Source organism: Janibacter terrae, assembly GCF_039636765.1.
GTDB classification, from domain to species: Bacteria; Actinomycetota; Actinomycetes; order Actinomycetales; family Dermatophilaceae; genus Janibacter; species Janibacter terrae.
In genome coordinates, this window is the sequence record NZ_CP144167.1 from 2,581,485 (window position 1) to 2,606,496 (window position 25,012).

23 protein-coding genes and 1 tRNA gene are annotated in these 25,012 nt (G+C 72.2%); 11 read left to right on the top strand and 13 right to left on the bottom strand.

Annotation, left to right across the window (positions count from 1 at the left end; genetic code table 11):
- Positions 1 to 33: 33 nt before the first annotated feature.
- Positions 34 to 1,014 carry a transporter substrate-binding domain-containing protein gene (locus V3C34_RS12760; protein WP_346007331.1) on the top strand — a complete coding sequence of 327 codons (981 nt, stop codon included), beginning with the start codon at positions 34 to 36 and terminating at the stop codon, positions 1,012 to 1,014.
- Between the two features lie 127 nt (positions 1,015 to 1,141).
- Here the strand turns inward: V3C34_RS12760 and V3C34_RS12765 are convergent.
- From V3C34_RS12765 to V3C34_RS12790, 6 genes are all read right to left on the bottom strand, one after another.
- Positions 1,142 to 1,214 (bottom strand) — tRNA-Asn (locus tag V3C34_RS12765).
- Positions 1,215 to 1,270: 56 nt separating this feature from the next.
- Positions 1,271 to 1,774, bottom strand: coding sequence for a hypothetical protein (locus tag V3C34_RS12770; RefSeq protein ID WP_346007332.1), 504 nt, complete (start codon positions 1,772 to 1,774; stop codon positions 1,271 to 1,273).
- A complete protein-coding gene (gene dnaG, locus V3C34_RS12775) occupies positions 1,771 to 3,693 on the bottom strand; it encodes a DNA primase (protein WP_068323145.1) in 1,923 nt (640 codons plus the stop codon). The genes V3C34_RS12770 and dnaG overlap by 4 nt, the downstream gene beginning before the upstream one ends.
- Before the next feature lie 68 nt (positions 3,694 to 3,761).
- On the bottom strand, positions 3,762 to 4,226 hold the full coding sequence (locus V3C34_RS12780) for an SMI1/KNR4 family protein (RefSeq protein WP_068323142.1): 465 nt from the start codon (positions 4,224 to 4,226) through the stop codon (positions 3,762 to 3,764).
- A complete protein-coding gene (locus V3C34_RS12785) occupies positions 4,226 to 5,089 on the bottom strand; it encodes an HNH endonuclease (protein ID WP_346008567.1) in 864 nt (287 codons plus the stop codon). Before V3C34_RS12785 ends, V3C34_RS12780 begins: the two co-directional genes overlap by 1 nt.
- 111 nt (positions 5,090 to 5,200) lie before the next feature.
- Positions 5,201 to 6,430, bottom strand: a complete 1,230-nt coding sequence (locus tag V3C34_RS12790) for a deoxyguanosinetriphosphate triphosphohydrolase (protein ID WP_346007333.1) — start codon at positions 6,428 to 6,430, stop codon at positions 5,201 to 5,203.
- Positions 6,431 to 6,543: 113 nt separating this feature from the next.
- On the opposite strand from V3C34_RS12790, the gene V3C34_RS12795 reads away from it, so the two are divergent.
- Positions 6,544 to 9,918: a pyruvate carboxylase gene (locus tag V3C34_RS12795; protein WP_338537947.1), complete on the top strand. Its 3,375-nt coding sequence runs from the start codon at positions 6,544 to 6,546 to the stop codon at positions 9,916 to 9,918.
- 3 nt (positions 9,919 to 9,921) lie between these two features.
- Here the strand turns inward: V3C34_RS12795 and dusB are convergent, their stop codons facing one another.
- Entirely contained in the window at positions 9,922 to 11,157 is a 1,236-nt protein-coding gene (gene dusB, locus V3C34_RS12800) for a tRNA dihydrouridine synthase DusB (protein ID WP_346007334.1), read from the bottom strand.
- A 49-nt stretch (positions 11,158 to 11,206) separates the two neighbouring features.
- Here dusB and V3C34_RS12805 point away from each other — a divergent pair, with 49 nt between their 5' ends.
- A complete protein-coding gene (locus V3C34_RS12805; protein ID WP_338537945.1) occupies positions 11,207 to 12,163 on the top strand; it encodes a cation diffusion facilitator family transporter in 957 nt (318 codons plus the stop codon).
- Entirely contained in the window at positions 12,160 to 12,984 is an 825-nt protein-coding gene (locus V3C34_RS12810; RefSeq protein WP_068423541.1) for a sulfurtransferase, read from the top strand. The genes V3C34_RS12805 and V3C34_RS12810 overlap by 4 nt, the downstream gene beginning before the upstream one ends.
- Here V3C34_RS12810 and V3C34_RS12815 read toward each other — a convergent pair.
- Together V3C34_RS12815 and V3C34_RS12820 are read right to left on the bottom strand one after the other, a co-directional pair.
- Complete coding sequence (locus V3C34_RS12815) at positions 12,978 to 13,727, bottom strand: alpha/beta fold hydrolase (RefSeq protein ID WP_068323120.1); 750 nt, start codon at positions 13,725 to 13,727, stop codon at positions 12,978 to 12,980. The two genes, V3C34_RS12810 and V3C34_RS12815, sit on opposite strands and share 7 nt — an antisense overlap.
- A 5-nt stretch (positions 13,728 to 13,732) precedes the next feature.
- Positions 13,733 to 15,139, bottom strand: a complete 1,407-nt coding sequence (locus V3C34_RS12820) for a glycine--tRNA ligase (RefSeq protein WP_068323117.1) — start codon at positions 15,137 to 15,139, stop codon at positions 13,733 to 13,735.
- Between the two features lie 60 nt (positions 15,140 to 15,199).
- Between V3C34_RS12820 and V3C34_RS12825 the strand changes: the two genes are divergently transcribed.
- Genes V3C34_RS12825 through V3C34_RS12845 form a run of 5 tightly spaced genes read left to right on the top strand, consistent with a single transcriptional unit; the run spans position 15,200 to position 18,706 of the window.
- Positions 15,200 to 15,508 (top strand): DUF6703 family protein, encoded by a 309-nt coding sequence (locus V3C34_RS12825; RefSeq protein WP_346007335.1) that lies wholly within the window; start codon positions 15,200 to 15,202, stop codon positions 15,506 to 15,508.
- A 39-nt stretch (positions 15,509 to 15,547) separates the two neighbouring features.
- A complete protein-coding gene (locus V3C34_RS12830) occupies positions 15,548 to 16,501 on the top strand; it encodes a metal ABC transporter substrate-binding protein (RefSeq protein WP_338537942.1) in 954 nt (317 codons plus the stop codon).
- 17 nt (positions 16,502 to 16,518) lie between these two features.
- Positions 16,519 to 17,298 carry a metal ABC transporter ATP-binding protein gene (locus V3C34_RS12835; protein ID WP_345913963.1) on the top strand — a complete coding sequence of 260 codons (780 nt, stop codon included), beginning with the start codon at positions 16,519 to 16,521 and terminating at the stop codon, positions 17,296 to 17,298.
- Positions 17,295 to 18,302 carry a metal ABC transporter permease gene (locus tag V3C34_RS12840; RefSeq protein ID WP_345913964.1) on the top strand — a complete coding sequence of 336 codons (1,008 nt, stop codon included), beginning with the start codon at positions 17,295 to 17,297 and terminating at the stop codon, positions 18,300 to 18,302. Before V3C34_RS12835 ends, V3C34_RS12840 begins: the two co-directional genes overlap by 4 nt.
- Positions 18,299 to 18,706, top strand: a complete 408-nt coding sequence (locus tag V3C34_RS12845) for a Fur family transcriptional regulator (protein WP_068423532.1) — start codon at positions 18,299 to 18,301, stop codon at positions 18,704 to 18,706. Before V3C34_RS12840 ends, V3C34_RS12845 begins: the two co-directional genes overlap by 4 nt.
- On the opposite strand, the gene V3C34_RS12850 is transcribed toward V3C34_RS12845, so the two are convergent.
- The 3 genes from V3C34_RS12850 to recO all read right to left on the bottom strand — a co-directional run bounded on the left by V3C34_RS12850 (position 18,703) and on the right by recO (position 21,333).
- Positions 18,703 to 19,653, bottom strand: a complete 951-nt coding sequence (locus V3C34_RS12850; protein ID WP_068423527.1) for a class II glutamine amidotransferase — start codon at positions 19,651 to 19,653, stop codon at positions 18,703 to 18,705. The two genes, V3C34_RS12845 and V3C34_RS12850, sit on opposite strands and share 4 nt — an antisense overlap.
- A gap of 154 nt (positions 19,654 to 19,807) precedes the next feature.
- Complete coding sequence (locus tag V3C34_RS12855; protein WP_346007336.1) at positions 19,808 to 20,590, bottom strand: isoprenyl transferase; 783 nt, start codon at positions 20,588 to 20,590, stop codon at positions 19,808 to 19,810.
- On the bottom strand, positions 20,587 to 21,333 hold the full coding sequence (gene recO, locus V3C34_RS12860; RefSeq protein ID WP_068323098.1) for a DNA repair protein RecO: 747 nt from the start codon (positions 21,331 to 21,333) through the stop codon (positions 20,587 to 20,589). The genes V3C34_RS12855 and recO overlap by 4 nt, the downstream gene beginning before the upstream one ends.
- Positions 21,334 to 21,433: 100 nt before the next feature.
- On the opposite strand from recO, the gene V3C34_RS12865 reads away from it, so the two are divergent.
- Together V3C34_RS12865 and V3C34_RS12870 are read left to right on the top strand one after the other, a co-directional pair.
- Positions 21,434 to 22,474, top strand: a complete 1,041-nt coding sequence (locus V3C34_RS12865) for a hypothetical protein (RefSeq protein ID WP_346007337.1) — start codon at positions 21,434 to 21,436, stop codon at positions 22,472 to 22,474.
- A gap of 57 nt (positions 22,475 to 22,531) precedes the next feature.
- Positions 22,532 to 23,155, top strand: a complete 624-nt coding sequence (locus tag V3C34_RS12870; RefSeq protein ID WP_338537937.1) for an alpha-ketoglutarate-dependent dioxygenase AlkB — start codon at positions 22,532 to 22,534, stop codon at positions 23,153 to 23,155.
- Positions 23,156 to 23,197: 42 nt separating this feature from the next.
- Here V3C34_RS12870 and leuA read toward each other — a convergent pair whose 3' ends face one another.
- A complete protein-coding gene (gene leuA, locus V3C34_RS12875) occupies positions 23,198 to 24,934 on the bottom strand; it encodes a 2-isopropylmalate synthase (RefSeq protein ID WP_068323087.1) in 1,737 nt (578 codons plus the stop codon).
- Positions 24,935 to 25,012 lie beyond the last annotated feature (78 nt).

Sequence of the window (25,012 nt, forward strand, 5' to 3'; positions counted from 1 at the left end):
CTCCCCCTTCGTCATGGCCGTGGGCCTGAGAGGATGGACCGGTCGACGAAGGGGGATGACGTGCGCCGCGCCCGGGTAATGACCGCAGCCGCGCTCGGCGCTGCCCTGCTGAGCGCGTGCGTGCGCCCGGTCGACGTCGAGCCGACCGGGCCGACGAGCCCCGTGGTCTCGACGCAGGCGCCCGCGAGCACCTCGTCCCCGAGCGGCACCTCGTCACCCTCCCTGCACGAGACCGACCTGCCGAGCACGCTGCGCGTGGCGATCTCCTTCGACCAACCGGGGGTCGGGCTGCGCGAGGGGGACACGTACTCGGGTCTGGACGTCGATGTCGCGCGCTACATCGCCCGCCACCTGGGTATCGACCGGATCAGCTTCGTCGAGGGTATGACCGACCAGCGCGAGACGCTGCTCGCGACCCGCCAGGCCGACCTCGTGCTCTCCTCGTACTCGATCACGCCCGAGCGCAAGGACGAGGTGACCTTCGCCGGGCCCTACCTCACGACCGGGCAGGACCTGCTCGTCTCCTCCCGCAGCACGATCCGCTCCCCCGGACAGCTGCGCGGCTTCACCGTCTGCAGCGTGCAGGGGTCCACGTCGACGAGCGAGCTCGTCGACGATCACCCCGGTCTGCACCTGACCGTCCAGCCGCGCGTGTCCGACTGCGTCAAGCTGCTCGAGGAGGGCAAGGTCAAGGCCGTGACCTCCGACGCGGCGATCCTCGCGGGTTTCGCCAGGCGCTCGCGTGCCCCCGACAAGCTGCGCCTCAGCCGGCACAGCTTCGCCCGTGAGCGGTGGGGCGTCGCGATGCGCCCGGCCGACAGCGCGCTGTGCGAGGACGTGAGCGCGGCGCTGGAGGACATGGTCGACTCCGGCGCCTGGAAGAAGGCCGTGCGCAGCAACCTCGCGACGTCGATGCTGCCGACGTCCACGCTCCGGCCACCGAAGCTGCAGGACTGCCCTCCCCCGCCGGCGAGCGAGAGCTCCTCGTCGAGCGTGACCTCCGGGACGAGTTAGCTGACTCACACCACGTCGGGACCGGCCGCCAGGTCGGCGACGTCCAGGCCGGGGAGCTCACGCGAGGTCCGAGCACATGAAAAGGGCCCCGGGCCAGGCACACAGCCTGTCCGGGGCCCTCATCGGGCTCCCCCACTTGGACTCGAACCAAGAACCCTCCGATTAACAGTCGAATGCTCTGCCAATTGAGCTATGGGGGACCGCGCCGAAGCGCTGCGCCACCATAGCAAGAACTCAGCGCGGGACGTAATCGGGATCAGGGCTCGCGACCGACCTGCTCGGCGAGCCGCGCGGCGGCCGCCTCGGTGGCCGCGACGAGCTCCGGGTCGTCGGGGTCGCAGCGGGGGCCGACGATCGTCTGGGCGAGGATCCGGTCGGTCGCGAGGTCCTTGCGCAGCACCACGCGGGCCCGGCGCGTGCGGTCCAGGACGACCTCCTCGACGAGCACGATGCTGGCCTGCACCCGCTCGTGGAAGGCGTCCGGGACGCCCCCCGCCTCGGTGAGCACCCACCGCCCCCCGGGCGCGTGGTCGACCCACGTCACCGACAGGGTGTCGGTCCCGGGGTCCCACCGCCCGCGGTCGACGAGGTGCCAGGCACGCCCTTCGTCCGTCACGCCGGGGACGAGGAGCCGGTGCGACGTGAGCACGAGCGTCGACTCCCCGGCCCGGGCGGTCGCGAGCACCCGCTCGCCGCGCGCGAGCGCCACGTCGTCGGGCACGGGGACGGCGCGCTCGCGCCGCCAGCGGAACCGGCTCACTGGACCGCCTCCCTCAGGGCGGCGCGCTGCCGCTCGAGCGTCTGCAGGGCCAGGGACAGCTCGCGCAGTGCGCCCTGATCCGCGGACGGGTCGGCGGCGAGGCGTCGCATCTGCGACATCGCGTCGGAGATGCGGCGACTGATCGAGACCTCGCGCACGCGCACGAGCAGCGATCGGGTGTAGCTCGGTGGGGGCATGCCGGTCGACTGGTCGTGGACGACGGGAAGAGGGGCGACCGACAGCTCGGCGACGAGCGAGGTCACGGCGAGCGGCGTCGCCTCGTCGATCCGGGCGTGCCACGACGAGAGCGTCACGCCCTGCTCGAGCGGCCCGACCTCGCGGATCGCGTCGAAGACCGACCGGTGGGCCGGCGCGGTGAAGCTCTCCGGCTCGATGGCGTCGAGGTCCTCGGGGCTGAACATCTGCGGGTGCTGGAGCAGCGACTGGAGCAGCTGCCGCTCGGCCATGACGATCGGGTCGCGCAGGTTGGGGGCCGGGATGCCGGAGGAGGCCTCGCCCCGGGTCGGCTCGGGGGTCTCCGGGTTGGCGCGGGAGTCCCCCTTCGCGTCCTCGCGTGCCTGCAGGCGACCGGCCCGGTCGACCGCGCTGCGCATCTGGTCCACCTCGACGCCGACCCAGCCGGCGACCGTGCGCACGTACTCGGGGCGGAGGGAGGTGTCGCGGATGCTGTTGATGACGGGCGCGACGGCGCGCATCCCCTGCACCCGCCCCTCGGCGGTCGAGAGGTCGAAGCGCGCGAGGAGCGTCCGCACGGCGAACTCGAACATCGGCACCGCGTCCTCGACGAGCTCGCGGACGGCGGTGTCGCCCTCGCGCAGGCGCAGGTCGCACGGGTCCATGCCGTCCTTGGCCACCGCGACGAAGCTCTGGCTGGCCCACTTGTCGTCCTGGGCGTAGGCGGCCATCGCGGCCTTCTGCCCGGCCGCGTCACCGTCGAAGGTGAAGATGACCTTGGCGGGTGCGAGGTCCTCCTCGTCCCGCACGATGCGCCGGATGACCTTGATGTGGTCCGCCCCGAAGGAGGTGCCGCAGGTCGCGACGGCGCCCTCGACCCCGGACAGGTGCGCGGCCATGACGTCGCTGTACCCCTCGACGACGACGACGCGACGCTCGTCCCGGATGGCCTTCTTCGCCAGGTCGAGGCCGTAGAGGACGTTGGACTTCTTGTAGATCGGCGTCTCGGTGGTGTTGAGGTACTTCGCGCCGATGCGGTCGTTGTCCCACAGCCGCCGCGCGCCGAACCCGATGGTGTCGCCGGTGATGTCGCGGATCGGCCAGACGAGCCGGCCGCGGAAGCGGTCGTAGAGCCCGCGCGAGCCGCGCCCGCACAGGCCACCGATCGTGAGCTCCTCGTCGCTGAAGCCCTTGCCGCGCAGGTGGCGGGCGAGCTCCTCGCCGGAGCGGGGCGCGTAGCCGATGCCGAAGAGCTTGGCCTCGGGCGAGGCGAACCCCCGCTCCCGCAGGAAGTCCCGGCCGATGCGCGCCTCGGGCGTCTCGAGCAGCCGGGAGTGGTAGAACTCTGCCGCAGCGCGGTGCGCCTCGATGAGCCGCGAGCGCTTGCCGAGCCCCACCCCGTCGCGGGGGCCGCCGCCCTCCTCGTAGCGCAGCTCCATCCCGAGCTTGCCGGCGAGCCGCTCGACGGCCTCGGCGAAGGTCAGGTGGTCGAGCTTCTGCACGAAGGAGATGACGTCACCGCCCTCGCCGCAGCCGAAGCAGTGGTACGCGCCGACGGTCTCGCGGACGGTGAAGCTCGGCGTCTTCTCGTCGTGGAAGGGGCACAGGCCCTTCATCGAGCCGATGCCGGCGGCGCGCAGGTTGACGTGCTCACGGACGACGTCGGTGATCGAGGAGCGCTCCTTGACCGCCTGCACGTCCTCGGCACGGATCCGTCCCGCCACGGCCACCTCCTGGTCTCGCCCTCGTGGCCTCCGAGTCTAGGTGCCGGCGGCGGCCGGGCCGGGCCCGGTCACCAGGGGACGGCGCGCAGCCCGTCGACGAAGGGGGTGAACCCGTCCGTCACGCGGGTCAGGCCGGCCCACGACGGCCCGTCGGCGGACTCCTCCTCGTGCGCCCAGGACCACACGGACCCGGCGTGCTCGCCCGCCACAGCGAGGCAGACGAGGTCGCCGGCGTCGTTGGTCGCGATCGGGGTGACCTCGGGCGGCAGCCGCCGGTCGTACACACCGCGGGCCCCGCCGAGGTCGAGCTCGCGGTCCGCCACCCCGAGCCCGAAGAAGATCGTGACCACGGGGTGGGTGCGCTCCTCGACCGAGAGGTCGTCGGTGCCGTACTTGAGGTCGTCCTCGGTGACGCCACCACCGTTGCCCTGCAACCACGCCCGGTAGTCGGCAGGCAACGGCACGCCGAGGGCGGCCTCGAGGGCGCGCAGGCTCGACTCGTCGGGTGCTGGGTAGCTGGTGCGGAAGTCCATCAGTCGCTCGTCTCGGCTCCGTCGTGCTTGTGCAGTGACCGGCCCCCAGCATGCTTGACCGCGGCGTGGAGGTCACGCGGGACGAGGACGAGCTCACCGCGCCCGCTCTCGGGGTCGTAGGCGTGCGTGTGGTGCCAGACCCAGTCCTCCTGGAGCGCCTTGGCCTCGTCCTTGTCGATGCCGGCCGCCTCGTAGGCGAGCCGGATGTCCTTGCTCGAGGTCTCGGTGAGCTCGATGAGCACCGGCCCGTGCTCCGCGTTGACGTAGGGGTAGAAGTCCGGGAAGCCGAACTCGTCGATCTCCACCCCGTCGGGGTAGCGCTCCTGCAGCTCCTCGCTCCACTGGGGGCCGTCGTACGTCCGCCCCGCGAAGTCGTTGTTCGGCACGGCCCGCCCGCTGACGATCGCCGTCCCCTCCTCCGGGTCGATGTCCCATGCCGGGTTGACGCCGTCGGTGTGCTCCGCCCGCCACCGCTCCGCCTCCCCCTCGGTCATCTGGCCGGTCCCGGGGTCCGGCGCCCCCGCCATGACGGTCCGCGGGGCGGGGTTGGTGTCTGCCGCGGACGTCTTGGTCGACGAAGGGGGTGCCCCGCCCCCTTCGCCCGACGTCGCGTCCTGCGACGCGGCACCCCGGTGCAACGCGGCGACGACCTCGTGCAGGGTCCGGGCCGCATCCGTCAGCCGCGGGCTGAGGTCGTCCCACTCCGAGAGCAGCGCCTCGGTGTCGCCCCCCTGCCAGGCCCCGCGCAGGACCAGGGAGCTCGCCTGCCCGGAGGTCCGCAGGTCCTCGACCGTGCGGGCCTGCGCGCGCAGGGTCGCCGCGACCTCCCGGACCCGCGCGGGGTCCATCGCGTGGGTGAGCATCACGTGCTTCTCCTGCCGGTGGCCTCTCGGTCGCACCGACCCTGTCAGCAGCCCCCGAGGAGCGGGAATGGGGAGGACTCCCCTGTCACCCGGGGTTCACCCGGCGGCTGCTCAGCAGTGCGCGGCGTGCAGCGCGAGCGCGCGCACGTCGGTCAGGCCGGCCACCTGGTCGACGACGACACGCAGCCGGGCGGCGTCGTCGGGGGCGGCCTCGAGGTCGGGGCGCAGGTCGGCGTCCAAGCGCGCCTCGGGGTCGGCCGTGAACCACTGGACGAGGTCGGCCACGACACGGCGCTGGTGGGCGTACTCGTCGTCCCGCTCCCCCGAGAACATGACGAAGTGGGCGGCGACCGCCTTGAGCACGGCCACCTCGGCGCGCGACTCGTCCGGCACGACGAGGCGGGCATCGTAGCGGCCGAGGTCGCCCGGGCCGTGGACCGCGCGCGTCGCCGCCTCGGCGGCGTGGACGAAGCGCCCGATGACCCGTGAGGTCATGTCCTTCAGCCCCGCGAGGGCGACCCGGGACCCGTCGTAGTCCGTGGGGACCGCGCCCGTGGCGAGCAGGCGTTCGAGGCCCGCGCCCACGGCGTCCCGGCCCAGGTCCGGGGCGAAGTGGGTCGCGGCGACCGAGAGCACGGCCTCGGCGTCGCTGCCGTCGCGCAGCCGCCGCAGGTCGAGCCGGCCCGAGGCGACCGCGTCCTCGACGTCGTGGACGGAGTACGCCACGTCGTCCGACCAGTCCATGACGTCGGCCTCGAGGCAGCGCACGACACCGCCGGCCCCCCCTTCGCGCATCCACTCGAAGACCGCCACGTCGTCCTCGTACACGCCGAACTTGGGTGTGGGAGCAGGCCCGTGACCGCGCCGCCACGGGTACTTGGTCGCCGCGTCGAGGCTCGCGCGGGTGAGGTTGAGGCCGGCCGGGCGACCGTCGGGGTGGACCCGCTTGGGCTCGAGCCGGGTGAGGATCCGCAGGGTCTGCGCATTGCCCTCGAACCCGCCGATCCCGGCCGCGACCTCGTCCAGCGCCGTCTCCCCGTTGTGCCCGAAGGGGGGATGCCCGAGGTCGTGCGCGAGGCAGGCGACCTCGACGACGTCGGCCCGGCAGCCGAGGGCCCCCCCGAACTCGCGGCCGATCTGCGCGACCTCGAGGCTGTGCGTGAGCCGGTTGCGGACGAAGTCGTCGCTGCCGGGCCCGAGCACCTGCGTCTTGGCGGAGAGACGGCGCAGGGCGGCCGAGTGGATGAGACGACCCCGGTCGCGCGCGAAGTCGTCACGGTCGGCCCGCTTGTGCACCGGGTCCTCGGAGACCCACCGCTCCCGGTCGCTGCTCTCGCTCACGCTGGCGAGCCTACGACGGGCGACGCGCACTCCACCCTGCGGAACGCCGCCTTCGTCATCGCACCGGTGGGGCTAGCGTCGCGGGGACACTGCCGACACACCCCGGAGGCTCCATGTTCCGCAAGATCCTCGTCGCCAACCGAGGCGAGATCGCCATCCGTGCCTTCCGCGCGGCCACCGAGCTCGACGCGACCACCGTCGCCGTCTACCCGGTCGAGGACCGCATGTCGGAGCACCGGATGAAGGCCGACGAGGCCTACGTCATCGGCGAGGCCGGTCACCCCGTCCGCGCCTACCTCGACCCGCAGGAGATCGTGCGGGTCGCCCGCGAGGCCGGCGCCGACGCCGTCTACCCGGGCTACGGGTTTCTCTCCGAGAACCCCCAGCTCGCCGAGGAGTGCGCCCGCCACGGCATCACCTTCATCGGCCCGCCGGCGGAGGTCCTCGAGCTCACCGGCAACAAGGCCCGCGCGATCGCCGCGGCGAAGGCCGCCGGCCTGCCGACCCTCGTCGGCGCCGACGCGACGACCGACCTCGACGCCCTCGAGGCCGCGGCCGAGGAGATCGGCTTCCCCGTCTTCGTCAAGGCCGTGAGCGGTGGCGGCGGGCGCGGCATGCGCCGGGTGGGACGACGGGAGGACCTGCGCGCCGCGCTCGAGGCGGCCCAGCGCGAGGCCGAGTCCGCCTTCGGCGACCCCACGCTCTACCTCGAGGAGGCCGTGGTCAACCCGCGCCACATCGAGGTCCAGGTCGTCGGTGACGCCTCCGGCGAGGTGCTGCACTTCTTCGAGCGCGACTGCTCGGTGCAGCGCCGCCACCAGAAGGTCGTCGAGATCGCCCCGGCCCCCAACCTCGACCCGGACCTGCGCGCGCGGATGTGCGCCGACGCGGTGGCCTTCGCCCGGTCGATCGGCTACGTCAACGCCGGCACCGTGGAGTTCCTCCTCGGCGAGGACGGCCGCTACGTCTTCATCGAGATGAACCCCCGCATCCAGGTCGAGCACACGGTCACCGAGGAGGTCACCGAGGTCGACCTCGTCGTCATGCAGATGCAGATCGCCGCGGGCGCCACGCTCGCCGGGCTCGGGCACCGGCAGGAGGACATCGGCACGCACGGCTTCGCGCTGCAGTGCCGCATCACCACCGAGGACCCGGCCAACGGCTTCCGCCCCGACTCCGGCACCATCTCGGCCTACCGCTCCGCCGGCGGGTCCGGCGTCCGGCTCGACGGCGGCACGACCTTCGTCGGTGCCGAGGTGAGCGCCCACTTCGACTCGATGCTCGTCAAGCTCACCTGCCGCGCCGCGACCTTCCCGCTCGCGGTCCGTCGCGCCCGCCGGGCGCTCGCCGAGTTCCGCGTGCGCGGCGTGGCGACCAACCTCCCCTTCCTCGAGGCCGTGCTCGCCGACCCGGCCTTCCAGGAGGGGCGCGTCACGACGAGCTTCATCGACGAGCGCCCCCACCTCGTCGACGCGCCCGTCGGCAAGGACCGGGCCACCAAGCTGCTCACCTACCTGGCCGACGTCACCGTCAACCGCCCGCACGGCCCCCGGACGAGCGACCTGCGCCCACGCACCAAGCTGCCCGAGCTGCCGACCGGCGACCGGCCCGAAGGCAGCCGCGACCGCCTCCTGCGCCTCGGCCCGGCCGGCTTCGCCACCGACCTGCGCGAGCGCACCGACGTCCAGGTCACCGACACGACCTTCCGCGACGCCCACCAGTCGCTCCTCGCGACCCGCGTGCGCACCCGCGACCTGCTCCACGTCGCCGAGCACGTCTCCCGCCTCACCCCGCAGCTGCTCTCGGTCGAGGCCTGGGGCGGGGCGACCTACGACGTCGCCCTGCGCTTCCTCCACGAGGACCCGTGGGAGCGGCTCGCGGCCCTGCACGAGGCCATGCCCAACATCGCGCTGCAGATGCTCCTGCGCGGTCGCAACACCGTCGGCTACACGCCCTACCCCACGACGGTCACCGATGCCTTCGTCGCCGAGGCGGCGCGCAGCGGCCTGTCGGTCTTCCGCATCTTCGACTCGCTCAACGACGTCAGCCAGATGCGCCCGGCGGTCGAGTCGGTCCTCGCCACCGACACGGCCGTGGCCGAGGTCGCCCTGTGCTACACCGGCAACCTGCTCGACCCGGGCGAGCGGCTCTACACACTCGACTACTACCTGCGCCTCGCGGAGCAGATCGTCGACACCGGCGCGCACGTCCTCGCGATCAAGGACATGGCCGGGCTCCTGCGGGCGCCCGCCGCCGCCACCCTCGTGCGGGCGCTGCGGGAGCGCTTCGACCTGCCCGTCCACCTGCACACGCACGACACCGCGGGCGGCCAGATCGGCACCCTCCTCGCGGCGATCGACGCGGGCGTCGACGCGGTCGACGCCGCGAGCGCGACGATGGCCGGCACGACCTCGCAGCCCTCGCTCTCCGCCCTCGTCGGCGCGACCGACGGCACCGGCCGGCCGACCGGCCTGGACATCGAGCAGGTCTTCGCCCTCGAGCCGTACTGGGAGGGGGTGCGCCGCCTCTACGCCCCCTTCGAGTCCGGCCTGGCCTCCCCCACCGGGCGGGTCTACCGCCACGAGATCCCGGGTGGCCAGCTGTCCAACCTGCGCCAGCAGGCGATCGCCCTCGGCCTCGGCGACCGGTTCGAGGAGGTCGAGGACATGTACGCCGCGGCCAACGCCATGCTCGGCAACATCGTCAAAGTGACGCCGAGCAGCAAGGTCGTCGGTGACCTCGCGCTCGCCCTCGTCGGCCTCGGCGCCGACCCGGCCGAGTTCGAGGCCGACCCGGCCCGCTTCGACATCCCGGACTCGGTCATCGGCTTCCTCCGCGGCGACCTCGGCGACCCGCCCGGCGGCTGGCCCGAGCCCTTCCGCAGCAAGGCGCTCGAGGGCCGCCGTGAGCAGCCCCCGACCGCTGAGCTGACCCCGGAGCAGGAGCAGGCCCTGCGGGAGCACCCGCGCGAGACCCTCAACGAGCTGCTCTTCCCCGGACCGACCGACGAGATGCGCACGGCGCGAGCCACCTTCGGCGACACCTCGGTCCTCGACACGGGCCTCTTCCTCCACGGCCTGGAGCAGGGCGAGGAGCACGACGTGGAGATCGAGCCGGGCAAGACGCTGACCTTCGGCCTGTCCTCGGTCAGCGAGCCCGACGAGCAGGGCATGCGCACCGTCATGGGCACGGTCAACGGTCAGCTGCGCCCGGTCCAGGTCCGCGACCGCACGGTCGAGGCGGACGTCGTCGCCGCGGAGAAGGCCGACCCGAGCGCCGCCGGTCACGTCGCGGCCCCCTTCGCCGGGGTCGTGACGCTCCAGGTCGCCGAGGGCGACGAGGTCGCGGCGGGGGCCACGGTCGCGACGATCGAGGCGATGAAGATGGAGGCCGCGATCACCACCCCGCAGGCCGGCACCGTCACGCGCCTGGCGATCGGTGGTCGCCAGCAGGTCGAAGGGGGCGACCTACTCGTCGTCGTGGGGTGAGGGTCAGCCGCCGTCGGCGACCGACTGCTCGGCGGCGGCGACCTGCGCCCGCTGGGCCTCGTCGAGCTCCTGCGAGGCGAGCCAGTTGTCCGGCAGGGCGACGACGCGGGCGGAGCCGGCGCGGCCGCGCTGGCCCTCCGCGGCCTCGCCCGGCCAGGGACTGGTGGGGTCCATCGTCGCGATGAGCCGGTCGAGGGCGGCGAGCGAGTCGACGAGCGCGAGCTGGTTGCGCACGGTCGAGCCGGCCGGGAAGCCCTTGAGGTACCAGGCGATGTGCTTGCGGATGTCGCGGCAGGCGCGCAGCTCGTCGCCGTCGTAGAAGTCGGTGAGCAGCTCGGCGTGCCGGCGCAGGGTCGCGGTGACCTCCCCGAGGGTCGGGCGCACCCGCACCTGCGTGCCGGCGAAGGCGGCCGAGAGGTCGGCGAAGAGCCAGGGCCGGCCGAGGCACCCCCGCCCGACGACGACCCCGTCGCAGCCGGTCTCCTCGACCATGCGCAGCGCGTCCTCGGCCGACCAGATGTCGCCGTTGCCGAGAACCGGGACGGAGGTCACGGTCTCCTTCAGGAGCCGGATGTGTCCCCAGTCCGCCTGCCCGGAGTAGGCCTGGCTCGCGGTGCGCGCGTGCAACGACACGGCCGCGACGCCCTCCTCGACGGCGGCGGTCGCGGCCTCGAGGTAGGTGTGGTGCTCGGCGTCGATCCCGACGCGCATCTTCACGGTGACGGGGATCTCCCCCTTCGCCCCCTCGGTGACCGCGGCGGCGACGATCGCGCGGAAGAGGTCGCGCTTCCACGGCAGCGCCGCGCCGCCACCCTTGCGGGTGACCTTGGGGACCGGGCAGCCGAAGTTGAGGTCGATGTGGTCGGCGCGCTCCTCCGTGACGAGCATCCGCACGGCCGCGGCGGTCGTCGCCGGGTCGACGCTGTAGAGCTGCACGCTCCGGGGTCGCTCGTCCCCGTCGTGCTCGATGAGGCGCAGCGACTCGGGCGTGCGCTCGACGAGGGCGCGCGAGGTGACCATCTCGTTGACGTAGAGGCTGCTCGCGCCCGTCAGGCCGCTCGCGGCGAGCCCCGCGTCGCCCGCCTCGCGGCAGAGCCGACGGAAGGCGCGGTTGGTGATGCCGGCCATGGGGGCGAGGACGACCGGTGAGTCGATGACGTGGCGGCCGATGCGAAGGGGAGGCAGCACGCGCTCCCCCGTGGTCGCCGGGGTGGTGGGATCAAGGGTCTGGGTGCTCATCGCGCCTCCCAGTGTCGCACCGCGAGCACGAGCAGGGACAATCGCACACATGGACTCCCCGGCCACCTCCCGACCCAACCTCGAGAAGTTCGCCTGGCTCTCCATCGCCGCGGCCGTGGCGACCATCGCCCTGAAGACGGGCGCCTGGTACATCACCGACTCCGTCGGCCTGCTCGCCGACGCCGCCGAGTCCATCGTCAACCTCGTCGCGGCGATCGCCGTGCTGATCGCGCTGCGCGTGGCCGCGCGGGCCGCCGACGACAACCACCACTACGGTCACAGCAAGGCCGAGTACTTCTCCGCCGCGATCGAGGGCGGGATGATCTTCGTCGCCGCGACCTTCATCATCTGGCAGTCGATCGCGCGCCTGCTCGACCCGCAGCCGATCAGCCAGGCCGGCATCGGCCTGACCATCTCGGTGGTCGCCTCGGTCATCAACGGCGCCGTCGCCTTCGTGCTCCTGCGCGCGGGGCGCGAGCACCGGTCGATCACCCTGCGGGCGGACGGGCAGCACCTGCTCACCGACGTGTGGACCTCCGTCGGCGTGCTCGTCGGCGTGCTCCTCGTCGTGGTCACCGGGATCGAGCAGCTCGACCCGATCGTCGCGCTGCTCGTCGGTGCCAACATCATCTGGACCGGGTGGAAGCTCCTCGACGAGTCCGGACGCGGCCTGATGGACGAGGCGCTCGACCCCGAGGTCAACGCCGCCCTCGCCGCCGTGCTGGAGTCCCAGCGCACCGCTGAGATCGACTTCCACGGCCTGCGCACCCGCGGCGCCGGCCACCTGTCCTTCGCGGAGGTGCACGTCCTCGTCCCCGGCGCGTGGTCGGTGCGCCGCGCCCACGACGTGGTGGAGGACCTCGAGCAGGTCCTCCACCGGGACTTCCCCGACCTCGAGGTCACCACCCACATCGAGCCGCGCGAGGACCCGCGCGCCTACCACGACTTCGGCGACTACGAGATCCCCATCGCCCCCCTGCACCCCCACCCCGAGGAGACCCCATGAGCGCCCTGATCACCGCCGCCGACCTGCAGCACGAGCTGGGTGACGACGACCTCGTCGTGCTCGACGTGCAGTACACGCTCGACGGGCAGGGTCCGGCGCTGTACGCCCAGGGCCACGTGCCGGGCGCTCCCTTCGTCGACCTCGACGCGGTCCTCGCCGGACCGCCCGGGGACGGCGGGCGCCACCCCCTCCCCGACGTCGCGGTCCTGCAGGAGGGCCTGCGCGCCGCCGGGATCGGCGACGAGACGCGGGTCGTCGTCTACGACCAGGCGACCTCCCTCGGCGCAGCCCGCGCGTGGTGGGTCCTGCGGTGGGCGGGGATCGAGGACGTCCGGGTCCTCGACGGCGGCCTCGCTGCCTGGCGCGCCGCCGGCGGTGCCGTGAGCACCGAGCCGGTCACGCCGGAGCCCGGCGAGGTCCACCTCGAGGGCGACGAGCTCGTCGCCCTCGACGCCGAGGACGCGGCCGCGACCGCCAAGCTCGGCGTGCTCGTCGACGCCCGCTCCCCCGAGCGGTTCCGAGGGGAGAGCGAGCCGATCGACCCCGTCGCCGGCCACATCCCCGGAGCGGTCAACGTGCCGATGTCCGAGCTCGTCACCGACGACGGACGACTGCGCCCGGCGGCGCAGCTGCGGGAGCGCTTCGCCCGGGAGGGCATCGACGAGGTGACGGTCGTCGGCACCTACTGCGGCTCCGGCGTCACCGCGGCGCACACCGCCCTGGCGCTGCACGAGGCGGGCGTCGAGGCCGACGTCTACGTCGGCAGCTGGAGCGAGTGGATCACCGACCCGTCCCGCGAGATCGCGACCGGCGCTCAGTAGTCGGGCAGGGCGGCCACGAAGTCGCAGATCGCCTGCGCCACCGGCGCCGGGTGCGTCATCGGGGCGAAGTGCGTCGCGCCGTGCACGTGGACGACCTGCAGGTCCCGCCGCAGGCGACGGGCCGCGGCCTCGCCGACGCGGAACTGGTCGTACTCGCCGTTGATCGCGAGCACCGGCACGTCGACGTCCCGCAGCGAGGCGAGGTCGACCTCGTTGATGACCGCGTCCCAGGCGTCGGGGATCGCGGCGAGCCCCCGTCCCCGCTGGAGGACGGCCTGCGCGGTGCGCGGGCCGATGATCCGGCGCAGGGACGCCGCGTCGGTCTCCTCGATGCGCCCGACGCGCCGCTCGTCCCCGAGGCCGGCGCGCAAGGCGCTGCCGAAGGCGCGGTAGATGCCCGCGAGCCGCGAGGACGGCTGCGCGGTCGAGCCCAGGAGCACCAGCCCCGAGAGGACGTGGTGGTGGCGCGCCGCCCACTCCATCGAGACGTACCCGCCGAGGCTGTGCCCGGCGAGGACGACCCGGTGCGCCTGCGGGTCGAGCGCGGCGACGGCGTCGGTGACCGCGTCGAGCGCCGCCCCCATCGTGAAGGCGTCCGCCCGCCGCAGCCCGTGCCCGGGCAGGTCGAGGTGGTCGCAGACGACCCGGCCGAGGAGGGCCTCCTCCAGCGGGATCCACGCGGCGGCGTTGAGCCGGCTGCCGTGGACGAGCAGGAGGCGAAGGGGGGCTCCCCGCCCGGTCATCCCCGTCAGGCTCCGAGGAGTCTGGGCGCGAGGAAGGACTCGACCTGGTCGATGGAGATGCGCTGCTGCTCCATCGAGTCCCGCTCGCGGATGGTCACCGCGTCGTCCTCGAGGGTGTCGAAGTCGACCGTGATGCAGAAGGGCGTCCCGATCTCGTCCTGGCGGCGGTAGCGCTTGCCGATGGCCTGCGCGTCGTCGAAGTCGACGTTCCAGCTCTTGCGCAGCTGCGCGGCGAGGTCGCGCGCCTTGGGCGAGAGGTCCGCGTTGCGCGACAGCGGGAGGACGGCCGCCTTGACGGGAGCCAGCCGGTGGTCGAGGCGCAGGACGGTGCGCTTGTCCACGCCCCCCTTCGCGTTGGGGGCCTCGTCCTCGGCGTACGCGTCGACGAGGAAGGTCATGATCGAGCGCGACAGCCCCGCCGCCGGCTCGATGACGTACGGCGTGTACCGCTCGTTGTTGGCCTGGTCGAAGAAGACGAGGTCCGTGCCGGAGTGCTTGCTGTGGCTCGTCAGGTCGAAGTCCGTGCGGTTGGCGATGCCCTCGAGCTCGCCCCACTCGCTGCCGGCGAAGTTGAAGCGGTACTCGATGTCGACGGTCCGCTTGGAGTAGTGGGACAGCTTCTCCTGCGCGTGCTCGTAGTGGCGCAGGTTCTCCGGCTTGATGCCGAGGTCGGTGTACCAGCGGGTGCGCTCGTCGATCCAGTACTGGTGCCACTCCTCGTCCTCGCCCGGCTTGACGAAGAACTCCATCTCCATCTGCTCGAACTCGCGGGTGCGGAAGATGAAGTTGCCCGGCGTGATCTCGTTGCGGAAGGACTTGCCGGTCTGCGCGATGCCGAAGGGAGGCTTCTTGCGCGAGGTCTGCAGGACGTTGTTGAAGTTGATGAAGATGCCCTGGGCGGTCTCGGGGCGCAGGTAGTGCAGCCCGGACTCGTCCTCGATGACCCCGAGGTGGGTCTTGAGCATCATGTTGAACTCGCGGGCCTCGGTCCACCGGCCGCGGGTGCCGCAGTCCGGGCAGACGATCTCGCTCGTGGGGATGGAGTCGGGGTCGACCTCCTGACCCTTCTTCGCCGCCTTGTCCGCGATCGCCTCCTGCAGGTGGTCCAGGCGGTGGCGCTTGTGGCAGTTGAGGCACTCGGTGAGCGGGTCGGTGAAGGTCCCGACGTGTCCGGAGGCCACCCAGGTCTCGCGCGGCAGGATGATCGAGGAGTCGAGGCCGACGACGTCGTCGCGGCCGGTGACCATCGACCTCCACCACTGGCGCTTGATGTTCTCCTTGAGCTCGACCCCGAGCGGTCCGTAGTCCCACGCGGAGCGCGTGCCTCCGTAGATCTCGCCACAGGGGAAGACGAAACCCCTGCGCTTGCAGAGGTTGACGACGGTGTCGACGGTGGAGGTCTGCTTGGCCATGGGACAGAGGCTATCCGGGCCGCGGACCGACCCCTGCATCGGCCCGCCTACCCTGTGGGGGTGTCCAGCAGCCCCACGCCCCGTCCCGAGCCCGTCGCGACCAACGCCTTCGAGCGCGCGAGCCTGCCTCTCACCTGGGCGCTGTCCCAGCTGCCGCCGCTCGTGCCGATCGTCGTCGTCTTCGCGCTCGTGCTGCTCGGCAGCTTCCTCGGTCCGTGGGGCGCGATCCCCCTCGGCCTGGTCGTGCTCTTCCTGCTGTGGATGCTCGGGCTGTCCTGGCCGCGCCTCACCGCGAGCGAGCGCCTGATGCGCATCGCCGTCATCGTCCTGCTCGTCGGCCTGACGGTGATCAAGGTCGTACCCCGCTGAAGTTGACAACGATTCTCACGTGCGGTGAGAATCGTTCTCATGAAGTCCCGACACCGTCTCGTCCTCAGCGTCTCCGCCCTCCTGCTCGCCCTCACGGGCTGCGGCTCCGGCGAGGACGCCACGGACGGTGCGGGCGACGCGAGCCTGTCGGTGGCGACGAGCTTCTACCCCCTGCAGGAGGCGGCGGAGCAGGTCGGCGGTGACCACGTCGAGGTCACCAACCTCACCAAGCCCGGCGCCGAGCCGCACGACCTCGAGCTCACGCCCAACCAGGTCCTCGACGTCAGCCGGGCCGACGCCCTGGTCTACCTCAAGGGCTTCCAGCCCTCCGTCGACGACGCGGCGAAGGAGGCGGGCGACTCCGCCTTCGACGTCTCGTCGGCCGCTCGTCTGGACCTCGAGGCACCTCAGGAGGAGGGGCACGAGGGCGAGAGCGCCGAGGAGCACGCGGCCCACGAGGAGGGCCACGGGGCCGTCGACCCCCACTTCTGGCTCGACCCGACGCGCTACGCGGACGTCGTCGACGCCGTCGCCGAGCGCTTCGCCGAGGCCGACCCGGACCACGCCGCGGACTACCGGGCGAACGCCAAGGAGTTCACGGGTGAGCTGACCGCGCTCGACAAGGACCTCAGGGCCGGGCTCGCCGACTGCCGCAGCCAGGACCTCGTGACGGGCCACACCGCCTTCGCCTACTTCGCGGACCGCTACGGCTTCCACCAGGAGTCGGTGAGCGGCCTGAGCCCGGACAGCGAGCCGAGCCCCAGCGCGCTGGCCGACCTCATCAAGCACGTCAAGCAGGAGCGGGTCGACACCGTGTACGCGGAGACCCTCGTGCCCGCCGATGTCGCCCGGACCATCGCCCGCGACTCCGGGGCGAAGGTCGCCGTCCTCGACCCCCTCGAGGGACTGACGGACGAGTCCGCCGGATCGGACTACCTTGAGGTCATGCGCAGCAACCTGGCCACCGTCCGCAAGGGACAGGGGTGCAGTTGACCTCGTCCGCCCCTCCCGTGATCGAGCTGACCGGCGCCGCCTTCGGCTACGGCGACCGCGTCGTGGTCCACGACGTCGACCTCACCGTCCGCCGCGGTGAGGTCGTCGCCGTGCTCGGACCCAACGGGGCCGGCAAGTCGACCCTGGTCAAGGGGTTGCTCGGGATCGCCGAGCAGCACGCCGGCACCGCCCGAGTCCTCGGCCACGAGGTCGGCAGCGCGGACGCGCGGGCCGGTATCGGGTACGTCCCGCAGCGCCACACCCTCGCCTCGGCCGTCAGGGCGACCGCCTCCGAGATCGTGACGACGGGACGCACGGTGCGCACGCCCTGGTGGGCGCCGTGGCGGATCCGCTCCTCGGCCGACCGCGCGCTCGTCGCCGAGTCCCTCGCGGTCGTCGGCCTGGGCGACCTCGCCGACCACGACGTCGCGACGCTCTCCGGCGGCCAGCAGCGCCGGGTGCTCATCGCGCGCGCGCTCGCGAGCCGTCCCGACGTCTTCGTCATGGACGAGCCGACCGCCGGGGTCGACCGCGGCCACCAGCAGGTGCTCGTCGCCGTGATGCGACGTCTCGTCGCCCGTGGGGCGACCCTCGTCATCGTCACCCACGAGGTCGACGCGCTGGCCGACATCGTCACCCGGGCCGTGGTCGTGCGCGGCGGCACGATCGAGCAGGACTGCGCCCCGGACGAGCTCACCGCCGACGCACAGGCCCACACCCACCACGAGGGTGAGGACGAGCCGGCACCCTCGGCCCTCCCTTCGACCATCATCACGACGAAGGGGGGACCCCGGTGATCGACATCCTCGGTCTCGAGTTCATGCGCAACGCACTCCTCGCCGCGCTGCTGGTCGGGGCGTCCGCGCCGCTCGTCGGCGTCTTCCTCGTCCAGCGCGGCATGTCGCTCATCGGTGACGGGATGGGCCACGTCGCGCTCGCCGGCGTCGGCATCGGCCTGCTGACGAGCACCTCGCCCGTGCTCACGGCCCTGGCCGTCGTCGTCGTCGCGGCCGTGGCGATCGAGCTGCTGCGCCACCTCGGGCGGACCGGTGGCGACCTCGCGCTCGCGGTGATGTTCTACGGCGGTCTGGCGGCGGGTGTGGTCATCATCGCCAAGGCGCCGTCCGGCTCGGCGACCAACCTGCAGGGATACCTCTTCGGTGCCCTCACCACGGTCACCCGCAGCGACCTCGTCCAGTTCGCGGTCCTCGCCGCAGTCGTCCTCGTCACCGTGCTCGTGCTGCGCGAGCGCCTCTTCGCCGTCGCCCAGGACGACGAGTACGCCCGCGCCTCGGGACTGCCCGTGCTGGGCACCAACATCCTGCTCGCCGTCCTCACCGGCGTCACGGTCGTCATCTCGATGCGCGTCATCGGCCTGCTGCTCATCAGCGCGCTGATGATCCTGCCCAACGCGACCGGCCAGTACCTCGGGCGGTCCTTCCGCGGGAGCCTGCGGTGGGCAGTCGTCGTCGGCACGCTGACGAGCGTCGGCGGGGTCTTCACGAGCTTCTACGCCGACACCCCGTCCGGCGCGACCATCGTGCTGCTCGCCATCGCGGTCTTCGTCGTCTCGGCCACCGCCGTCACCGCGCTGCGCGCCCTGCGCCGTCGTGGCCACCGCACGGCAGAGGTCCACGAGCACGTCCACTGGGAGGACTGCGGCCACGACGTCGTCCTGCACGGCGACCACGTCGACTACCTGCACGACGGGCACCGGCACGCCCGGCACGGCGACCACTGGGACGAGCACGACCCGGAGCACACGCCCGCCGACACGACCCTCGAGGGGAGCCCCCGATGACCGACACCCGTACCCGCCGACCGACTCGGCAGAGGAACGCGATCGAGGCCGACGTCGATCGCTACGACGAGTTCAGGTCAGCGCAGGAGATCCATGCCAGCCTCGTCTCCGGTGGGGACAAGATCGGCCTGGCAACGGTCTACCGGACCCTGCAGGCGATGGTCGACGAGGAGGCCCTGGACGCCCTGCGCACCGACGACGGCGAGATCGTCTACCGACGCTGCAGCACCGGGCACCACCACCACCTCGTCTGCCGTGACTGCGGCCGCACGGTCGAGGTCGAGGGCCCGGCCGTGGAGCGATGGGCTGACCGGGTGAGCGCGGAGCACGGCTTCAGCGACGTGGCGCACACCCTCGAGCTCTTCGGACGCTGCGAGGAGTGCGCCTCCCGGCCGACGACCTAGAGCTGGAGCTGCCTGACGGACTTGGTGATGTGCTCGCCGTCCTTGGCGAGGAAGACGATCGATCCGTACTCCAGGGGCAACCAGCCATCGCCCTCCTCGCTCAACGGCTCGGAGGCGAAGATGGCCGCCGTGGCCTTCTCCTCGGTGCACTCCTGGAAGCCGTAGTTCGCCTCGTCGTGCTGGAAGTTGCGACCCAGCAACAGGTACATCGGCTCCAGGAGCATGGAGAGGGCGCGGTCGTCGGTGCCGGCGTCAGCCGTGCGCAGCTCCCGCCAGTCCCCCTCCGGGTCGACCTCGCCCTGGTGCCCGAGCCCCCAGTTGATCCCGATGACCCGGTCCTGGGAGACCAGGCCCATCTTCAGCTTGGTCAGCCCCGGCAGCTCGAGGTCCTTCATCGCCTTGGCGATCAGGCGCAGCAGCTCCTCGACCGCGCGCTGGACATCCTCGTCACCGTCACCCTCCAGCAGGGAGAGGAAGAGGGCGTAGATGAACTCCGTGTCGGTCGTGCCGAGCATCTGCGTCAGGTACTCGTCCTTGCAGTGCTGCAGCAGCTCCCGCTGCAGGACCTGCCAGCCCGGCAGGTAGCCGTTCTGCGCCACGATCCACCGGGTCCCCTCGAAGCAGAAGGGGTGGCAGTTCTCGTCGGCCATGACGACCTTGGCCTCGTAGGCGGCAGCGCGGACGTGCGCCAACATGGTGCTGGCCTGCAGGCTGGGGAGCATGCGCGTGGCGTTGTCGTCGTAGAAGGCGGCCGTCGGCCGGCGGTAGATGAAGGGTTCCTCCGGCTTGAGCAGGTGCTCGCTCCACGCTCCGAAACCCCATCCCACGAGCTGGAGCTCGGGATGGGTCTCTGGGTCGAGGGACTGGTTGATCAGGCTGTTCGTCGGCTTGAGCAAGAGATTCTCCAGCGAGATCTCCGGACCGATGTAGGCAAGGACTCGACACATACGTTCTCCTCATGTGACAGATCGATGAACGCAGGTCGCGCGGGCCTCGACAGCGTATGCCACGACGTCGTCTCGGCCCGTGTCGGCGTCGGGTGCACGATCGAGCGCGGCTGGTCCTGAACGCCCTTCGCCGGGTTGATGCACTCGGGGCGACTCAGGAGCCCGATGGTGCGTCGACCGCGCCGCCGTAGCGCCGCTCGCGCTGGGCGTAGGTCTCGATGGCCTCCCACAGGTGGCGCCGGTCGTAGTCCGGCCACAGCGTGTCCTGGAAGACCATCTCGGCGTAGGCCGACTGCCAGAGCAGGAAGTTGCTCGTGCGCTGCTCCCCCGAGCTGCGCAGGAAGAGGTCGACGTCCGGCATGGTCGGCTCGGTGAGGTAGCGCGAGATCGTCCGCTCGTCGATGCCCGAGCCCTTGAGCCGGCCGGCCTTGACGTCGTCGGCGATCCGCCGGACGCCGTCGACGATCTCGGCCCGACCGCCGTAGTTGACGCAGAAGTACAACGTTATCGCGTCGTTGTCGCGGGTCATCTCCTGGGCGATCTCGAGCTCCTTGATGACCGAGCTCCACAACCTCGGGCGACGTCCCACCCAGCGCATGCGCACGCCCCACGCGTCGAGCTGGTCGCGCCGCCGGCGGATGACGTCCCGGTTGAAGCCCATGAGGAAACGCACCTCCTCCGGCGAGCGGCGCCAGTTCTCGGTGGAGAAGGCGTAGGTCGACAGGTGCTTGACGCCGATGTCCAGGGCCCCGGCGACGACGTCGAGGAGCGCGCCCTCCCCCGCCTCGTGGCCCTTGGTCCGGGCGAGGCCCCGCTGGTTGGCCCAGCGGCCGTTGCCGTCCATGACGATCGCGACGTGACCGGGCACGAGATCGGCCGGCACGGGCGGCGGGGTGGCCCCGCTCGGGTGGGCGAAGGGGGTCTCGTAGCGGCTCATCCGGTCCTCTGCGGTTGGGTGCGGTCGACGTGACGAAGGGAGAGCACCCCGCGCTCGAGGTGCCACTGGAGGAAGGCGGCGGTCAGGCCGGACCCCTCCCGTCGGTGCCGGTCGAGGGAGGCATCCGCGACCACCCAGTCACCGGCGAGGAGCGCGGCGAGCAGGGTGAGGGTCTCGGGGGCGGGGGCGTTGGCCCCGGGGACGCGGCAGCTGCGGCACACGACGCCACCGGAGGCGACGTGGAAGGCGCGGTGCGGGCCCTCGTCGCCGCACCGGGCGCAGTCGTGGAAGCTCGGTGCCCAGCCAGCGACCGCCAGCGCCCGCAGGAGGTACGCGTCCAGGACGAGCTCGGCGGCGTGGTCACCCTGGGCGAGCGAGCGCAGCGCACCCGCGAGCAGGTGGTACTGCTGCAGCGCTGGCTCGTGCTCCTCGGTCAGCCGGTCGGCCGTCTCGAGGATCGCGGTGGCCGCCGTCCAGCGCGCGTAGTCGCGGGCGATGACGTCGCCCCACGCGTCGATCGACTCGGTCTGGGTCACGGTGTCGAGGTTGCGGCCCTCGTAGCACTGCAGGTCGACGTGCATGCCCGGCTCGAGGCGGGCGCCGAACTTCGACTTCGTGCGGCGGACCCCCTTCGCCACCGTGCGGATCTTGCCGCGCCCGCGGGTGAGCACGGTGATGATCCGGTCGGCCTCGCCCAGCTTGTGGGTGCGCAGCACGACTCCGGAGTCGCGGTAGAGGGGCATGCACCCCATTGTCCTACGCACGACGGGTCTTCCCACGGCGGGCACGCCGGGCGGACAATGGGAGTGACGCCACGGCGGTGTCGTCCTCAGGAGGCTCACCATGGGCAGGCGCGCGTACGAGGCCCCACTCCCCCTTCGCTCCCGGCAGATCGCCGACGACCTCGTCCGGGCGGGTGTCGTCGCCGAGGGCGACCGGGACCGGGCGGGCGCCGTGCTGGCCCGCCAGGTGGACGTCGGGCCGGAGCCAGCCACTGCGCGCCCGCCTGCGGGCCGGATCGCCGCGGAGATCGCCGGCTACCTCGGCGGCATCCTCGTCATCGCGGCAGCCGCGGTCTTCCTCGCCTCGCAGTGGTCGCGCATGGGCCCGGGCACCCGCGTCGCGGCACTGCTCGTCAGCGCCCTCGTCCTGGCCGCCGGCGCCCTCGCCGTCCGGCTCACGGCACGCTCCGCCGCGACCCTCCCCGAGCTGGCGCGGCAGGCCCGGCTGCTCCTGGCGGGCACGCTGGCCGTGGCGGCCGCCGCTGTCGCGGGAGGCGCGGCGGGGGTGTGGGCGACCCACGTCCTCGACCTGCGCGAGCCCTACACGGTGAGCATCGGCTTCGGCACGGCGTGCGCGCTCATGGTCCTCGGCTACCGCTTCGTGCCGACCGGGCTCGGCCAGCTCGGCGCCGCATTCACCGCGGCCATCACGACGATGACGCTGGCCCTCGGGCCGGACGCCTCGGACAACGCCCCGCTCGTGGCCGCGGCCTCGCTCCTCGGGCTCGCCGCCGCATGGATCGCCCTGACCGAGACCGGGCTGTGGCGCGAGACCCATCTCGGGCGCGCCGTCGGAGGAGTCCTGGCGATCCTCGGCGCCCAGGTCGCCATGGGCTGGGAGCACGCGTGGGTCTCCTACGCGCTGCTGGCGGTCGTCGGCGTCCTCGGCTTCCTCGCCTACGTCCGGACGCAGTCGTGGCCCTACCTCGGCGTCGGAGTCGTCGCGCTGACGATGGCCGCCACCGAGGCCGCGGTGGACTACTCGGACGGTGCGCTCGGCGCCGCCGGGGCCCTGCTCGTCGCCGGGGCCGTGCTGCTCGTGGCCAGCGCCGCCGGCCTGCGCCTGCGCGCGAAGGGCGACCACCCGGTGGCCGCAGGCTGAGCGACACGCCGGTGGCGCTCATCGAACGTGTGTTCGAGGGGCTGCTAGGGTCGTGGGATGCAGGCGCTCCAGTCCTCGCTCTTCGACACGGCCGACTCCCCCACGCTCGGTGACCTCGAGCGGCGTCACCGGCGATTCCTCGACGGCACCGCCTGGCTGGACCTCGTGCCGGGATGGGCGTGCGGCACCGACGAGGTGCTCGACACGCTCCTGCACGAGGTCCCGTGGCGGGCGGAGCGGCGCAAGATGTACGACTCCGTCGTCGACGTGCCGCGCCTGACCTGCTTCTACCGCGCAGGGGAGCCCCTGCCCCACCCGTTCGTCGCCGACATGCGCGAGCGCCTCTCCCAGCACTACGCCAGCGAGCTCGGCGAGCCCTTCGTCACCGCCGGCATGTGCCTGTACCGCCACGGCGAGGACTCGGTCGCCTGGCACGGCGACCGCATCGGGCGCAGCCGCGAGCAGGACACGATGGTCGCGATCGTCTCCCTCGGCTCAGCCCGCCATCTCGCGCTGCGCCCGCGCGACGGCGGCCCGTCGCAGCGGGTCGCGCTCGGCCACGGCGACCTCGTCGTCATGGGCGGCGCCTGCCAGCGCACCTGGGACCACGCGGTGCCCAAGACCTCGGCGGCGGTGGGGCCCCGGGTGTCGATCCAGTTCCGCGTGGCCGGCGTGCGCTGAGACGCACGAAGGGGGAGGCTCGCGCCTCCCCCTTCGCCAGGCTCAGGCCTGGGCGTCGCGCTCGGCGCGGTTGACCGCCGAGAGGATCGCGCGCAGCGAGGCCTTGACGATCGAGTCGTGCAGGCCGACGCCCCACAGCACCCGCTCGCCGACGGCGCACTCGACGTAGGCCGCGGCGCGGGCGTCGCCACCGGCGGACAGCGCGTGCTCGGCGTAGTCGAGGACCCGTACGTCGACGCCCAGCGGGGCGAGCGCGTCGAGGAAGGCGGCGATCGGGCCGTTGCCGCTGCCGGAGATCGCGATCTCCTGGCCGCGGTCGAGGATGTGCCCCTCGATGCGGTCGAGGCCGTTGTCCTCACCGGTCAGCGTGGTGCGCACCGGCTGGAACCGGCCCCACCCGTCCCTGTCCTCGCTGTGCAGGTACTCGTCGTTGAAGACCTCCCACAGCGCGAGGCCGCTCATCTCGCCACCGTCGGTGTCGGTCTTGCGCTGGACGACCGCGGAGAACTCCATCTGCAGGCGACGCGGCAGGTCCAGGCCCTGCTCGGACTTCAGCAGGTAGGCGACGCCGCCCTTGCCGGACTGGCTGTTGACGCGCACGACCGCCTCGTACGAGCGGCCGATGTCGTGCGGGTCGATCGGCAGGTAGGGCACGCCCCAGTCGATGCCGTCGATGTCGGTGCCGGCCTCCTTGGCCCGCAGCTCCATGTCCTCGAAGCCCTTCTTGATCGCGTCCTGGTGCGACCCGGAGAAGGCGGTGTAGACGAGGTCGCCACCCCACGGGTGACGCGGGTGCACGGGCAGCTGGGTGCAGTGCTCGACGGTGCGGCGGATCTCGTCCATCTGGGAGAAGTCGATCTGCGGGTCGATGCCCTGGCTGAAGAGGTTCATGCCCAGCGTCACCAGGTCGACGTTGCCGGTGCGCTCACCGTTGCCGAAGAGGCACCCCTCGATCCGGTCGGCGCCGGCGAGGTAGCCGAGCTCGGCGGCAGCCACCCCTTCGCCGCGGTCGTTGTGGGGGTGCAGCGAGAGCACGATCGACTCGCGCCGCTCGAGACGGCGGCTCATCCACTCGATGGAGTCGGCGTAGACGTTGGGGGTGGCCATCTCGACCGTCGCCGGCAGGTTGATGATCATCTTGTGGTCCGGCGTCGGGTCGATGACGTCGATGACCTCGTTGCAGATCCGCGCGGCGAAGTCGAGCTCGGTGCCCGTGTACGACTCCGGCGAGTACTGGTAGTAGACGTCGGTGTCCGGGATCGTCTCCTCGAGCTTCTTGCACAGCCGCGCACCCTGCAGCGCGATGTCGACGATGCCGTCCTGGCCGGTGTTGAAGACGACACGTCGCTGCAGGACGGAGGTCGAGTTGTAGAAGTGGACGATCGCCTGCTTGCTGCCGGCGATGGCGTCGAAGGTCTTCTCGATGAGGTGGTCACGGCACTGCGTGAGCACCTGGATCGTCACGTCGTCGGGGATGTGGCCGCCGTCGATGAGCTCGCGGCAGAAGTTGTAGTCGGTCTCGCTCGCGCTCGGGAAACCGACCTCGATCTCCTTGTAGCCCATCTTGACGAGCAGCTGGAACATCGCGAGCTTGCGCTCGGCGTCCATCGGGTCGATGAGCGCCTGGTTGCCGTCACGCAGGTCGACGGCGCACCAGCGCGGTGCCTGCGTCATGACCTGGTCGGGCCACGTGCGGTCGGGCAGCTCGACGGCGATCTGGTCCTGGAAGGGGACGTACTTGCGCACCGGCATCGCGGTGGCCTGCTGGGGGTGGATCATGCTCTGTCCTTCGTCGCGTGGGTCTCGTGTGGGCCGGCACCACGAACTCCGCGACGAGGTGGCCGTCTGTCAGGCCTC